Source organism: Bradyrhizobium ottawaense, from assembly GCF_900099825.1.
In the GTDB taxonomy this organism is placed as follows: domain Bacteria; phylum Pseudomonadota; class Alphaproteobacteria; order Rhizobiales; family Xanthobacteraceae; genus Bradyrhizobium; species Bradyrhizobium ottawaense_A.
In genome coordinates this window covers 6365230-6378301 of record NZ_LT629693.1, presented here as the reverse complement: position 1 = coordinate 6378301, position 13072 = coordinate 6365230, and the positions used below count along the sequence as shown (strand labels likewise).

At 62.1% G+C, this 13072-nt stretch carries 14 protein-coding genes and 2 pseudogenes; 11 read left to right on the top strand and 5 right to left on the bottom strand.

Annotated elements, in window-relative coordinates; all coding sequences use genetic code 11:
• The first annotated feature begins 2 nt into the window (after positions 1-2).
• The 8 genes from BLR13_RS29870 (at position 3) to BLR13_RS29835 (ending at position 7883) form a co-directional block, all read left to right on the top strand.
• Positions 3-473, top strand: coding sequence for a (2Fe-2S)-binding protein (locus BLR13_RS29870; RefSeq protein WP_074816372.1), 471 nt, complete (start codon positions 3-5; stop codon positions 471-473).
• The gene (locus BLR13_RS29865) at positions 470-2611 is read left to right on the top strand and encodes a xanthine dehydrogenase family protein molybdopterin-binding subunit (protein ID WP_074816378.1); all 2142 of its coding nucleotides are present in this window, start codon (positions 470-472) and stop codon (positions 2609-2611) included. The genes BLR13_RS29870 and BLR13_RS29865 overlap by 4 nt, the downstream gene beginning before the upstream one ends.
• Positions 2608-3315, top strand: a complete 708-nt coding sequence (locus BLR13_RS29860; RefSeq protein WP_074816383.1) for a molybdate ABC transporter substrate-binding protein — start codon at positions 2608-2610, stop codon at positions 3313-3315. The genes BLR13_RS29865 and BLR13_RS29860 overlap by 4 nt, the downstream gene beginning before the upstream one ends.
• A 144-nt stretch (positions 3316-3459) precedes the next feature.
• Complete coding sequence (locus tag BLR13_RS29855) at positions 3460-4203, top strand: GntR family transcriptional regulator (RefSeq protein WP_074816385.1); 744 nt, start codon at positions 3460-3462, stop codon at positions 4201-4203.
• Between the two features lie 46 nt (positions 4204-4249).
• Entirely contained in the window at positions 4250-5263 is a 1014-nt protein-coding gene (locus tag BLR13_RS29850) for a TRAP transporter substrate-binding protein (RefSeq protein WP_074816388.1), read from the top strand.
• A 29-nt stretch (positions 5264-5292) separates the two neighbouring features.
• Positions 5293-5817, top strand: coding sequence for a TRAP transporter small permease (locus tag BLR13_RS29845; RefSeq protein ID WP_074816390.1), 525 nt, complete (start codon positions 5293-5295; stop codon positions 5815-5817).
• Between the two features lie 15 nt (positions 5818-5832).
• Positions 5833-7122, top strand: coding sequence for a TRAP transporter large permease (locus tag BLR13_RS29840; protein ID WP_074816393.1), 1290 nt, complete (start codon positions 5833-5835; stop codon positions 7120-7122).
• A gap of 74 nt (positions 7123-7196) precedes the next feature.
• Positions 7197-7883 (top strand): cyclase family protein, encoded by a 687-nt coding sequence (locus BLR13_RS29835; RefSeq protein ID WP_074816395.1) that lies wholly within the window; start codon positions 7197-7199, stop codon positions 7881-7883.
• Between the two features lie 51 nt (positions 7884-7934).
• Here the strand turns inward: BLR13_RS29835 and BLR13_RS29830 are convergent, their stop codons facing one another.
• Both BLR13_RS29830 and BLR13_RS29825 read right to left on the bottom strand, forming a co-directional pair.
• Entirely contained in the window at positions 7935-8189 is a 255-nt protein-coding gene (locus BLR13_RS29830; RefSeq protein ID WP_143039598.1) for a hypothetical protein, read from the bottom strand.
• Positions 8190-8377: 188 nt separating this feature from the next.
• Positions 8378-8619 (bottom strand): annotated as a pseudogene (locus BLR13_RS29825) (transposase); the annotation flags it as partial.
• 279 nt (positions 8620-8898) lie between these two features.
• Between BLR13_RS29825 and BLR13_RS29820 the strand changes: the two are divergent.
• Positions 8899-9126, top strand: a complete 228-nt coding sequence (locus tag BLR13_RS29820) for a hypothetical protein (RefSeq protein ID WP_074816401.1) — start codon at positions 8899-8901, stop codon at positions 9124-9126.
• Between the two features lie 670 nt (positions 9127-9796).
• On the opposite strand, the pseudogene BLR13_RS29815 reads toward BLR13_RS29820, so the two are convergent.
• From BLR13_RS29815 to BLR13_RS29805, 3 genes and pseudogenes are all read right to left on the bottom strand, one after another.
• Positions 9797-10858: pseudogene (locus BLR13_RS29815) on the bottom strand (IS110 family transposase); the annotation flags it as partial.
• 203 nt (positions 10859-11061) lie between these two features.
• The gene (locus BLR13_RS29810; protein WP_074816403.1) at positions 11062-11706 is read right to left on the bottom strand and encodes a DedA family protein; all 645 of its coding nucleotides are present in this window, start codon (positions 11704-11706) and stop codon (positions 11062-11064) included.
• 399 nt (positions 11707-12105) lie between these two features.
• Positions 12106-12354 (bottom strand): hypothetical protein, encoded by a 249-nt coding sequence (locus BLR13_RS29805; RefSeq protein ID WP_074816405.1) that lies wholly within the window; start codon positions 12352-12354, stop codon positions 12106-12108.
• Between BLR13_RS29805 and BLR13_RS41180 the strand changes: the two genes are divergently transcribed.
• On the top strand, positions 12353-12598 hold the full coding sequence (locus tag BLR13_RS41180) for a hypothetical protein (RefSeq protein WP_172805574.1): 246 nt from the start codon (positions 12353-12355) through the stop codon (positions 12596-12598). The two genes, BLR13_RS29805 and BLR13_RS41180, sit on opposite strands and share 2 nt — an antisense overlap.
• Before the next feature lie 55 nt (positions 12599-12653).
• Entirely contained in the window at positions 12654-13055 is a 402-nt protein-coding gene (locus BLR13_RS29800; RefSeq protein WP_079587730.1) for a hypothetical protein, read from the top strand.
• Positions 13056-13072: the final 17 nt, after the last annotated feature.

Below are 13072 nucleotides of genomic sequence, written 5' to 3'. Positions count from 1 at the left end.
CGATGCCACGCGTCCGATTTCGCCTCAATGGCGCCGAGACCGAGATCGACGCCGATCCCGATCGATCGCTGCTGGATATCTTGCGCGCAGAGCTTGGCATGACCGGGTCGCATTTCGGCTGCGGTGCCGGCGAGTGCGGCGCCTGTAACGTCATCATTGGCGACCGCGCGGTATCGGCCTGCGACGCGCCGCTGTGGTCGGTGGCGGACAAGGACGTCACCACCATCGAGGGCCTTGGCACCGCCGAACAGCCACACCCGCTGCAGCGCGCGTTCATCGCCGAGCAGGCGCTGCAATGCGGCTATTGTATCTCCGGCATCCTGATGAGCGCGGCAGCGCTGCTGAAGCGAAATCCGTCACCGACCGACCGCGAGGTCAGGGAAGCGCTCGACCGCAACCTCTGCCGTTGCGGCTCGCATAACCGTATCGTGCGGGCGGTATTGCGCGCCGCGAACGAAATGGTGGCGGAATGAACCAGCAGGCGCCCTCTCCGTCTTCGCCCAAACTGCCGGTCAGCCTCGCGGCGAACCCGAAACTGTCATCATGGCTGAAATTCTCGGCCACCGGACAGGTGACGGTTTCGCCCGGCAAGGTGGAGATCGGCCAGGGTATCGTGACCGCATTGGCCCAGATCGCGGCCGACGAGCTCGATATCGATTTGTCGCGCGTGCGGATGGTTCGCGCATCGACCGCGACGAGCCCCAACGAGGGCGTTACGTCGGGCAGCCTCTCCATCCAGCAATCCGGCCGTGCGCTGCGGCATGCCTGCGCCGAGGTACGCCAGATCTTTCTTCAACTGGCTTCGGAACGGCTGGGCGTTGAGGTCGATGCGCTCGGCGTCGAGGACGGCACCATTTCGGGACCCGGCAATGTCAGGACCAGTTATTGGGAATTGGCCGACGCCATCTCGCTCGATCGTGACGCCACGCCGGGCGCAACGCCGAAGGCCGCGACGCAGCGCGCGCTGGCGGGCCATTCGGTCCAGCGGATCGACATTCCCGACAAGGTGTTTGCCCGGCCGCGCTTCATCCACGATCAGTCGCTGGCGGGCATGCTGCATGGCCGCGTTCTGCGCCCGGAGCATGCCCGCGCAAACCTCCTCGAGCTTAAGGAGGACAGCGCCCGCGCGATCGCCGGTCTCGTCGCCGTGGTCCGCGACGGCAATTTTGCCGGCGTCGTCTGCGAGACCGAGCACGGCGCGGAGAAAGCCCTTCTGGCGTTGCGCAAAAGCGCGACGTGGTCCGACGGCGAACCGCTGCCAGATGAAAACGATCTGGCTTCATTCCTGAAGGCGCAACCGTCGGAATCGACTGTCATCGACCAGCGAACGGCCGCTGCACCGGCAGCCGGAACGCAAACCATCCGGCGGCAATACACCCGTCCCTATCTCGCGCACGCCTCGATCGCGCCGTCTTGCGCGATGGCGCAGTGGAACGGCGACCGCGTCCATGTCTGGACCCACAGCCAGGGCGTTTATCTGCTGCGCGCCGATCTGGCGCTGGTGCTCAAACTGCCGGTCGAGAACATCACGGTCGAGCACATGGAAGGCGCCGGCTGCTATGGGCACAACGCCGCCGATGACGTGGCGCTCGACGCCGTATTGCTCGCGAGGGCCACCGGCGGCCGGCCGGTGCGGGTGTTGTGGTCGCGCGATGACGAGATGTCGGATGCACCGTTTGGCGCAGCAATGGCCATCGAGATCGAAGCCGACCTGGATGCCGAGGGCGACATCGTCGACTGGCGCCATTCGATCTGGAGCAACGGTCATGCGGCGCGACCGGGGCGCGCGGCGCAGCCAGCTTTGCTGGCGGCGTTCGAACTGGCGACACCGTTTCCGCGCATGGTCTCAACCAATCCGCCGCAGGCCAATGGCGGCGGCGCCGACCGCAACGCGATTCCGCTCTATGATTTTCCATCCTGGCTGATCGAAAGCCATCGCCTGAAGACGATGCCGATCCGCACGTCCGCGCTGCGAACGCTGGGCGCGCAGGGCAACGTGTTTGCGATCGAGTCGTTTCTCGATGAGATCGCCACCGGGCGCGACGAGGACCCGATCGCGTTCCGGCTGCGGCATTTGCGCGACGAGCGCGCCAGGGATGTGATCCGCGCCGTAGCGGTACGTGTGAAATGGAAACCGTCGAGACAGCCCGGGATCGGGCATGGCATCGGCTTTGCCCGTTACAAGAACACCGGCGCCTATTGTGCCGTGATCGCCGAGATCGAGGGCGCTGAAGACATCCGGGTCAGGAAGCTGACGCTGGCAGCCGATGTCGGCGAAGCCATCAATCCCGACGGCGTGATCAACCAGATCGAAGGCGGCGCCATTCAGGCGACAAGTTGGGTATTGAAGGAGCGCGTACGCTTCGACCGGCAACGCATCACCAGTACCAGTTGGACCGACTATCCGATCCTGCGCTTCAGCGAGGTGCCGGAGGTGGACGTCGAATTGATCCAGCGCGCGGAGATGGACCCGCTCGGCGCCGGGGAAGCCGCGCATGGTCCGGTCACGGCCGCCATCGCCAACGCCGTGTTCGATGCGCTCGGCGTAAGGGTGCGCCATCTGCCGATCACGCGCGACAGCCTCATCGCCGCCATGGAAGCAACATCATGAACAAACTGAACATCCTGAGCGGCGGCGCGGCGCAAGGCCTGGTCGGAAGCCTGGCGGGCGCATTCAAGGCCCAGACCGGGTTCGATATTGCGGGCGAGTTCGGCGCGGTCGGCGCCATGGCCGACAAGTTGCGCGGGGGCATGCCGACCGACATCGTTATCCTGACCGCAGCACTGCTCGCCACGCTGGCGGAGGAGAAGCTGGTCGTCGCGGCCTCGATATCAGATGTTGGTGTGGTCGAGACCGCCCTCGCCGTCCGCGCCAGCGATCCCAAGGTGGTGGCGCCGGATGAAGCAGGGCTGCGCGAGGCGCTGCTGGCTTCGGACGCGATCTTCGTACCGGACACCAGGGCCTCGACGGCCGGAATTCACGTAGCCTCGGTGCTGGCACGGCTCGGCATCACTGACGCCGTCGCCGCGCGGCTAAAAATCTTTCCGAACGGCGCGACCGCGATGCGCGAACTGGCGGCCTCGGACGCGCGGCGTCCGATCGGCTGCACGCAATCGACCGAAATCATCGTAACCAAGGGCGTCGTCCTGTCCGGATCGCTGCCGCCGGGGTGCGAACTCGCGACCATGTATACGGCCGGGGTCACGACAAAGGCCGCCCACCCGTCGCAGGCTTCGGCCCTGATCGGCCTGTTGACCAGCGCCGGGCAACGGGAACAGCGCGAACGCGCGGGCTTCATCAGCGCTCGGAAGTGACGTCGACATCCGGAGGTTCTGGAGGGGCGAGACCAAAATCGCGAAAACAACCCCGTGCAAAGTAGTCATTAACCCGGTGGGCGGGACAATATTAGGTTTGTCAAAGCCAATTCATATACTAATATATCAATTGAGAGAGCAAACATGCCCGCCCCCAAGTCGAAAAAGACCGCGCCTTCGGTTCGCCGAGTGGCCACCGGCAATCGCCGCAGCGGCAGGCCGCGTTCGGCAACCGCGGCGTCACGGATCTATTCGGATCTGCGCAGCGAACTGGTGTCGCTGCAGCGCCGCCCCGGCGAGGCGATCTCCGAAGCCCAGATCGCGCTGTCATTTGGCGTCAGCCGAACTCCCGTCCGCGAAGCCATCCTGAAGTTGTCCGATGAGGGGCTGCTGGAGATCTATCCCCAGTCAGGCATCTTCGTCTCACGCATTCCGATCGCCGCGCTGCCGGAAGCCATCATCATCCGCAAGGCGCTTGAGGAAACCACCGCCCGGCTGGCCGCGGAGCGGGCGACGCCGAGCCAGATCCTGGCGCTGCGGTCGGTGCTGGAGCGACAACGCGAGGCCAGCGCCGCCGGCGACAGCGACACATTCCACCAGGCCGATGAACTGTTTCACGCCACCGTCGCCGATGTCGCCGGCTACCCCGGAATCTGGAAATTCATCCAGCAGGTGAAGGTCCACGTCGATCGCTATCGCCGGCTGACCTTGCCCCAGCTTGGCCGGATTCCAAAGGTGATCACCGAACACGAAGCCGTCCTGGCCGCGATCGAGGCCCACGACCCCGAGCGCGCGCGGCGGGCGATGGAAGCCCATCTCGCTGGTCTTCTCGACAACATCTCCGCCACCCAGCACATCAATCCGGAGTTCTTCGACGAACGACGCTAGAGTTCCAAAGGCAATCAAAACAACCAGCAACATCGGGAGGAAACACATGAAACGCCGCGATTTCATCAAGATGGGTGCAGGACTTTGCATTGAAGGACTTGGAGCTGCCGTAGCGACCGCGACGCCGCTGTCCGGCGCACGCGCGCAGGCCAAATCGGTCTTCAAGGCGTCCGACGTGCAACCGGCCGGTTATCCGACCGTGGTTGCGACCGAGAACATGGGCAAGAAACTCGCGGCCGCCACCAACGGACGGCTCTCGGTGCAGATGTTTCCGTCGATGCAACTGGGCGGCGAGAAGGAAACCATCGAACAGACGCAGATCGGCGCGATCCAGCTGCTGCGTGTCAGTGCCGGAACCGTCGGTCCGATCGTCGATGAGATCAACGTCGTCAACATGCCGTTCCTGTTCAAGAACATGGCCCAGGCCGAACGGATGATGGACGGCCCGATCGGGCAGGAGCTGCTCGACAAGATCACCGCAAATACCAACGCCGGCCTGGTGGCGCTGTGCTGGATGAATTCCGGCTCGCGCAGCCTCTACAACGCCAAGCACCCGATCAAGTCGGTCGAGGACCTCAAGGGGCTCAAATTCCGCGTCATCGGCAACCCGATCTTCATCGACATGATGAATGCCCTTGGCGGCAACGGCGTCGCGATGGGCTACGACCAGGTGTTCAGCGCCCTGCAGACCGGCGTCATCGACGGCGCCGAAAACAACATGCCGAGCTACGTCTTCAGCAACCACTTTACGGCGGCGAAATATTACTCGCTGACCGAACACCTGATCATTCCCGAAGTCATGGTGTTTTCGAAGCGCAGTTGGGCCGCGCTGTCGGGCGAGGATCAGAACCTGGTGAAGAAATTTGCCGGCGAAGCGCAACTGGAAGAGCGCGACCTCTGGAACAAGTACGAACAGCAGGCGATGGAAAAGGCCAAGGCGGCCGGCTGCGAGATCGTCGAAATCGCCGACAAGGCGCCATTCCAGAATGCGGTCAAGCCGGTGTGGGAAAAATACGGCCCGAAATATGCGGACATGATCAAGCGTATCCAGGCGGTCTGATCGAACGCCGGTAACCGGGGGCTTTGGAAATGGCCGGATCATTTCGCCGGGCGATGGACTACCTGTACCTTGTATGCGTCGTCATCGGCTGCACGGCGCTGGTGCTGATTTCGGCGATTATCCCCTGGGCGGTGTTCACGCGCTATGTACTCAACAGCGCCGCCTCGTGGCCCGAACCGCTTGCGGTGCTGCTGACGATCGTGGTGACTTTCATCGGCGCGGCGGCCGGCTACCGGCTCAACCTGCACATGAACGTCGGCTACTTCGCCGACAAGCTGCCGGATCCCTATCGCAAGCTGCTCGAACTCGCCGTTCAGCTTTTGATGGCGCTGATTGCGATCTTCATGATCGTCTGGGGCGGCCGGCTGGTCGAGGTGACCTGGTACAACACGATCGCCGATTTTCCGTTCCTGTCCGTCGGCGTCACCTACCTGCCGATTCCGATCGGCGGCGTCTGTCTGCTGCTTTTCATCATCGAGCGGATTTTCCTCGGTGTACCGCCCGACCCGATCGCCCACGTCAGCGAAATCGCGCAAGAAATCGCAATCGACTGACGGCGGAGAGCCCTCATGGACATCCTCATTCTCCTCACGACGATGCTGGTGTGCTTTGTGATCGGCATGCCGATCGCCTATTCGCTGGCGATGGCCGCGATCGTCGGTGCACTGTCGATCGGCATTCCGCTGGAAGCCGTGATGCTGAAAATATCCGACGGCGTCAGCAAGGTCGCGATGCTGACCATTCCGTTCTTCGTGCTGGCGGGCGCGATCATGGCCGAGGGTGGCATGGCACGTCGGCTGGTCGCCTTTGCCGACGTTCTGGTCGGGTTGACGCGCCTGCGCGGCGGCCTGTCCATCGTCAACGTGCTGGCAACGACGTTCCTGAGCGGGATTTCCGGCTCGGCGGTAGCCGACACTTCCGCGATCGGCTCGGTCATGATCCCGCAGATGGAGAAAAACGGCTATCCCCGGGTATTCGCCACCAACCTGACGATCGCGTCCTCGGTCCAGGCGCTGCTGGTGCCGCCGAGCCACAATGCGGTGCTGTATTCGCTCGCCACCGGCGGCACCATTTCGATCAGCGCGCTGTTCATGGCCGGCGTTTTTCCAGGGCTGTTGCTCGGCTTCTCCTTGATCATTCTCTGTCTCGTTATCGCCTACCGCAATGACCATCCGCGAGGCCAGGTCGTGCCGGCAAAGGACGCCATCAAGATCACCATTGACGCCGCCTGGGGCCTCATCACGCTGGTCATCATCCTCGGCGGCATTCTGGGAGGCATTTTCACGGCGATCGAAGCCGGCGCGGTGGCCTGCATCTGGGCGTTCTTCGTCACGATGTTCATTTATCGCGACTATCGCTGGCGCGACCTGCCGGTTCTTCTGCATCGGACGCTGCGCACCGTGGCGATGGTGCTGACACTGATCGCCTGCGCTTCCAGCGTCGGCTACATCATGGCGTTGACGCAGATGCCGGCCAAGATGACCGCGTTCTTCCTGTCGATCTCCAGCAATAAATACGTCATCCTGTTCCTGATCAACATCCTGCTCTTGGTGCTCGGCACCCTCATCGACATGGCGCCGTCGATCCTGATTGCGACGCCGATCCTGCTGCCCGTGATGGCGAACTTTGGCGTCGACCCCGTGCATTTCGGGATGATCATGCTGCTCAACCTCGGCATCGGGCTCTGCCACCCGCCGGTCGGCGCGATCCTGTTCGTGGGGTGTGCGGTCGGCAAGGTCACCATCGAGGAGGTGATGCGGAAGATCTGGCCGTTCTACGGCGTGATGTTCCTGGTGCTGATGTTCGTCACCTACATTCCCGAAATCTCGCTGTGGCTGCCGCGGCACGTACTGCGCTGACCGGCCGGCCGTCTTGCCGCCGGCTAAGAAAAACGCCAGCATGACGGGAAACTTTTGCAAGAAGGGTCCCCGCCGTGAAGATCGTCGATCTCAGCCGAGAACTATATCACCGCACCCCGAGCTACCCCGGTCATCCCCCGGTCATGCACGGTGTCTGGAAGAGCCATGAGGAATCCTTTGCCGAGTCCGGCAACGTGCACGGACTGGCGTCGATGTTCATCTCGATGGTCGACCATGCCGGCACCCATATGGACGCGCCCCTTCACTTCGGCAAGTCAGGCATATCGATCGATCAGTATCCGCTGGAGAAGTGCATCGTGCCGGGCATCTGCATCGACCTGAGTCACATCGCGCCGCGCGCCGAGATTGCGCCCGCTGATCTCGAGGCGGCGGTGGCGAAGGCCGGCGTGCCAGTGCCCAAGGGTGGCACCGTCCTGCTCTGCACCGGCCACCACGCCCGCACCTTCCCGCGCAAGGAATATTCCAGCGACAATTCGGGCGTGAACGTCGCCGCCACGGAATGGCTGGCAAGGCAGGGCGTCGTGCATTTCGGCATCGATTCGATGCGGCCCGGCCCTGAGGGCGACGTCAATGCGCTGGTTCACAAGGCCTGCCTCGACCTCGACATCACCCATATCGAAAGCCTGTGCAATCTCGAGGCACTGCTCGGCAAGGGCCAATTCACCTTCATCGGCCTGCCGATGAAGTGGCGCGGCGGCACCGCCTCGCCGATCCGCGCCGTGGCGGTGTTCGAGATGTAGAAGCGCGCGGCGCCGAGTTCACGATCGAATGCGGCGCCGATCTCCGGCCCCTCAATAAGCCTTGACGGTCCGGATCTGGTTACCCGGCTGGGCCAGCTGCGTCGGCGGGGCAATATCCGGAACGAAGTCCGTGCCGGCAAATTCGGCCTGGGCCGCGTCCGATATCCATTTCGATGCCCCCGGATGGCTGACAACAAACGCGATCAGCGCGACCACGCCAAGGATGGGCAGGGCAATCAGCTTCATGTTCCAGTTACGATAAGCGCTCTTGCCCTCGCGGGGCTGCTTGTCGAGCGAGCCGTGCATGGACGCCTCCATCATACGCATTGATCCCCGGAGCCTGCCTTATCGCCCGGCGCGCATGAGCCGTGTGAAATGCTTCACACGTCTGCAAAATTCCTTGCTTTGTGAGACGGGATGCTTGCCAGGGCGCGGACTGATTAGCGCGCAGCCAAACGCGGATCGATGCGAGCTTGATGAAGGCCAGCGACGCAGGCTCCGTGCCGGTGCACGCGAACAATGGAAGTATCGATCATCTGCACCGTCGGGTCATGACCGGCGGCCAGCGCATCCGTGATTCGGTCCCAAACGCCGGCCCGCCGCCACCGAACGAAACGATTATAGCAAGTGGTGTGGAGGCCACAGGTTTCGGGCGGATCGCGCCAGGAGCACTCGAGCGTGAAACCCAAAAGGTACCGGTCACGACGCGTCGATCGCCAACATGGGGAATGCCCCGCCAAACCGATGCCTTCAACTGGCAAACTCGGACATCCCGCACTTCCGATATTAACCGCGAACCGGACATGCTGCCGACATGCCAAAATCGACGCGATTGACCCTTTCTCGGACATAAGGCGGCCTATTTTGCTGTGCTGCGAAACACCGTTCTCGTCCACGATGCGCTAGGGTGTGCTCCGGCACAAAGGAATCCCGTGAGGCGGCGCGATTTCATCACGCTTGTCGGTGGTGCGGCGGTGCCGTGGCCGCACGCCATGCACGCACAGGAGGGCCTGGAATGAAGAAGACATTTGCTGCCTTTGTCGCGGTCGCAACGATTGGCTCGCTCGCCGCGACGCCCGCAAGCGCGCAGCCTGGCGTCGCGGCTCCGGGCCGCTATTATCAGCCTGCCCCTTACGGAGCAGGTCCCGGGCCATACGACGATTATGGCAGTTGCGAATGGGTGCAACAGCGTTTCTGGGACGGCCGTGGCTGGCGGGTCCGCCGGGTGCGAGTCTGCGGCTGATCCGCGATTGCGGTGAGATTGAACGACTCATAGCAACCATCGACTGCAGCGATGTGCGATCCATCCCGGCGAACTCGATTTGGAGGACGACAAGGCGACACCGCAGCATATGAGTCCGTTTGTGGCACGAAACGGACCAGACTGGGGTCGGTCTCGCGAGTCCGTTGTTCGGGGTAGAGCGGAAGTAGCTGGCGGCAGGCCAAACCGACGCGATTGACCCGCATGTATGGTCCGGCCGCGCGTTGCAAGAAGATTTCGCCGAGTTGGCGGTGAGCGGTCTTGCATCAATGTATCCGGCCTCTGGATTGGAGCAGTGGTGCTCCGGGCCATCATGGATATCAGCGCGCGTGCGTTCTCATTAACGGACAGGCCTCAACCGGGCCATCGGGGTCACCAGTGTTCGCACGCGCCGGGAAGACCGAACCTCCATCTCGTCTCATCCTCTCGCAGACCTCGGCTGGAAACTGTTGATAGGGTTACGTCATCGCTTGCTCCTCATATCGCGCAGTTCCTTTGTTCGAGCCAATCGCCGTTCCTTCGTCCCGGCCCGCAGAACGTCGATCGCGTCGCGCGCAGGGGTGGTCAAGGCCGGCCGTCGCGCTTGGCTTGCGGCTCGCGCCGGCGTTGCCAGGCTGCGCCTTGACCGCGCCGAGCACGGCGCGAGGACCCAAGCGGGTCGGACGCTTGCATCATCGGTCCTCGTCAGCTCGAAGGCGCGTCCCTTGGCCAGCACCGCCCAGGCGATCCGGGCAAGCTTGTTGGCGAGCGCGATCGCGAGCACGTTGTGGTGCAACCGCCTTTTGGCGGCTTCGATCCAGGAATTGAGCCCGTAACGTTCCCAGTCCTTGATCCTGACCAGCACAACCCATGCCGCCTGCACGAACAGAACGCGCAGGTAGCGATTGCCGCGCCTGGAGATTTTGCCGAGGATCGTGCGGTCTCCCGTCGAGATCTGTTTGGGCACCAGTCCGAGCCAGGCGCCGAAGTCGCGGCCTTTGGAGAATACGTCTCCAGTGCCGATCGCGGCCACCATGGCGCTCGAAATGATCGGCCCGATGCCGGGCACCGTCATCAGGCGCGAACATGCCGGATCTTGACGGGCCAGTGCTTCGATCTCGCCGGATAGGCCATCGATACGCTGATCCAGTCGGCGCCAGTCGCCTGCCAACTCCTCGATGACACGCAACATGCGTGGCGACAGGGCATCGGTGCGCGTCGCAAGGATGGTGGGCAGTTCCGTGCGCAGGAACCCGATACCCTGGCGCACGGCGATCCCGCGTTCCAGCATGAAGGCGCGAATCTGGTTGATGATGCCGGTGCGTTGCGACACCAGCCGCTCGCGCACCCGATGCAGCGCCTGCAGATCCAGTTGCTCCGCGGTCTTGGTCGCCACGAACTTCATCGTCGGGCGCTGCACGGCTTCGGCAATCGCTTCGGCATCATTGTAGTCGTTCTTCTGTCCCTTGCTATAGGGGCGGACATATTTGGCCGGCATCAACCTGGCATCGTGACCAAGCGATGCGAGTTTGCGGCTCAGGTGATGTGCGCCGACGCAGGCTTCCATGCCGACCAGGCAGGGCGGCATATTGGCGAGCCGCGCTTCCACTTGGCCTCGCGACCACTTTTGCCGCAGCGCGATGGCGCCGCGCGCATCGTGGCCCACGACGTGGAACGAGTTCTTGCCAATATCGATGCCGATCACGGCGATCGCGGTATTGGGTATCTGAGACATGGCGTGCTCCTTGTCTTTGGCGCCCCTTGCCAGCTTCGCTTGCTGGCGGGGCAGGAGCACGGCCGGACCATCCCATTATCGGACATTGTGAGCCCATCCCCAACAGTCCGGCGGAAACATGTCTCAGCTTGTGAGGACCTCATCTGGGCCGGGTTTGATGATCTCTGCCTTCGGGTCGGGGTCCCCTACCTCCGCCGACGAGGTTACCTTTGTCGTAGTAAGGCCAGCTCGCGTTCCGCATCCCTGAGCAGTTGCTCCTCGTGATGTTTGTAGTAGCGCCAAATCAAGAAGAGAGTGATGACTGCCGCTGCGAGCGTCAGCCATCCGAACGGTCCCGCAACGCTATCAAAGGCGTGGCCCAGCAAATACCCACCGGTCCCGAATGTAACTGCCCATGCAATCCCGCCCAGTGCGTTGAAAAGCAGGAACTGCAACGGTGGGAAACGATTAACGCCGGCGAGCACGGCAGCAAATACGCGCAGTACCGCGACGAAGCGTCCTAGAAAGACAATTTTGCCGCCATGCCGGAGGAAGAGATATTCGCCCAGATCGAGCTTCCGCTGGTCCAAACCTAACAAGTGTCCCCACCTGAGCAACGCTTTTCGCCCAAGTTTGAGCCCGAGCCAGTAGCCGATATTGTCGCCAAGAATTGCCGCGGCTGCCGCCATCGCAATGATCAACCGTATGTCCAGCGTATCATGCGAGCCTGCGTAAATAGCCGCGCCAATGAGAATGGTTTCTCCCGGCAAGGGGATGCCGGCGCTCTCGAGCAAGATAATCCCGAAGATCGCAATATACCCATAAGACGCAATGAGTTCGTCGACGGTTGTTTGATTCAGAAATGACATGCTTCACGTTCAAATCTGATGGCAACGATTAGGCATTCCTGTTAAGCCAAAACCTCCTTGTTGTCGATGGCTACGATCATTGCGCGCTACACGTGGCTTCTGCTTCTGTGAAGGTTTGCGTACGCCGGCCCCCGTGACCACCGCGCCACCTTCATGGGCCGCCATCCGCAAACCTTCACAGAAGCAGACTCATGCGCCGCAGCGTGATCGGCGCAAAAAGAAAGATCGCCGAGCGGCGGCCTCTCCGAAATTCGATCAGGTGTTTCGATCAGGCAGTCACGTCTCCGAGCGCTGTGGGCCCAATGGCCTCGTCAATCTCGCCCATGTCGGCGCGCTGTTTCTCGCCGGCGCCGTTCTAAGCCTTGGAGCTGGTCTCATTCGCGGCAGTAAGGCTCTCGATTACGCTTCACTGATAAGGCCGGGCAGCGGCAGGATTGCAATCGGCGTGCCCGGCCGCTGCTTGCCATCCCACAGCATCGATAGCACTCCGGCTACAACGAGCAGGTTGAGTGTCATTGAGACGCCGACGGCCACGAGTCCCAAAGCGGTCGATTGGAGCCCAAGAAGGTTATGAGTGTCCGGTTGCTGCGGCTCTAAGCTGTGATTGTGAGCCCACATTGCGTATTGCATGCCGGGGGTTTCGATCATGAAATGCGCCGAAAGGGGTGAAACCGGCTCCCACCAAAAGAACGAGCCAGCGCAGCCAGAACAATCGCGCCGGCCCGAGCAGGGCAAACAGCGAGATTGGATAAGCGAGAAGACTAAAAGTGAAAGGATTTACGTCCGCCCGGAACGGCCAGCCGCTGTGATCGACACGCAGAACGTGGTCTGTATGATGGATGAGTCCTATAAGGATCACCGCGCCTATGATGATTGCGGAACGCTTGCTTAGTCCGCCGAAGCGATCGCTTGCCGACATCTTCGGTGGTCCCATAGCGGAGGTTTGCATGTCCCGACTCACTGTTTTCCTTGCAAGGTTTATTGGCCTTTTCACCGTCTTGCTCATTGCCGCTTTGCTAGTGCGCGGGAGCGCAATCGTCGAAACCGCGATTTCCGACAAGCCACTGATGTTTACCTACGCCATCATCAGCATCGCATTGGGCCTCGCGATGGTACTCGGGCACAATGTCTGGTCGGGTGGTGCGTTACCGGTGGTAGTAACTCTAGTCGGATGGTTGATCCTCGCGAAAGGTCTGCTACTCTTGTTTCTGACGCCCGAAGCGTTAATCCGGCAATTCGAGCGGATGCAATATGGCGAACATATTTATCTATATCTCGCGCCCACCCTCGTGCTCGGCCTTTATCTAATCTGGGCTGGCTTCACTGCGCCAACTTCGCGCAGGTTATAAATTTCGAACTGAGGCAC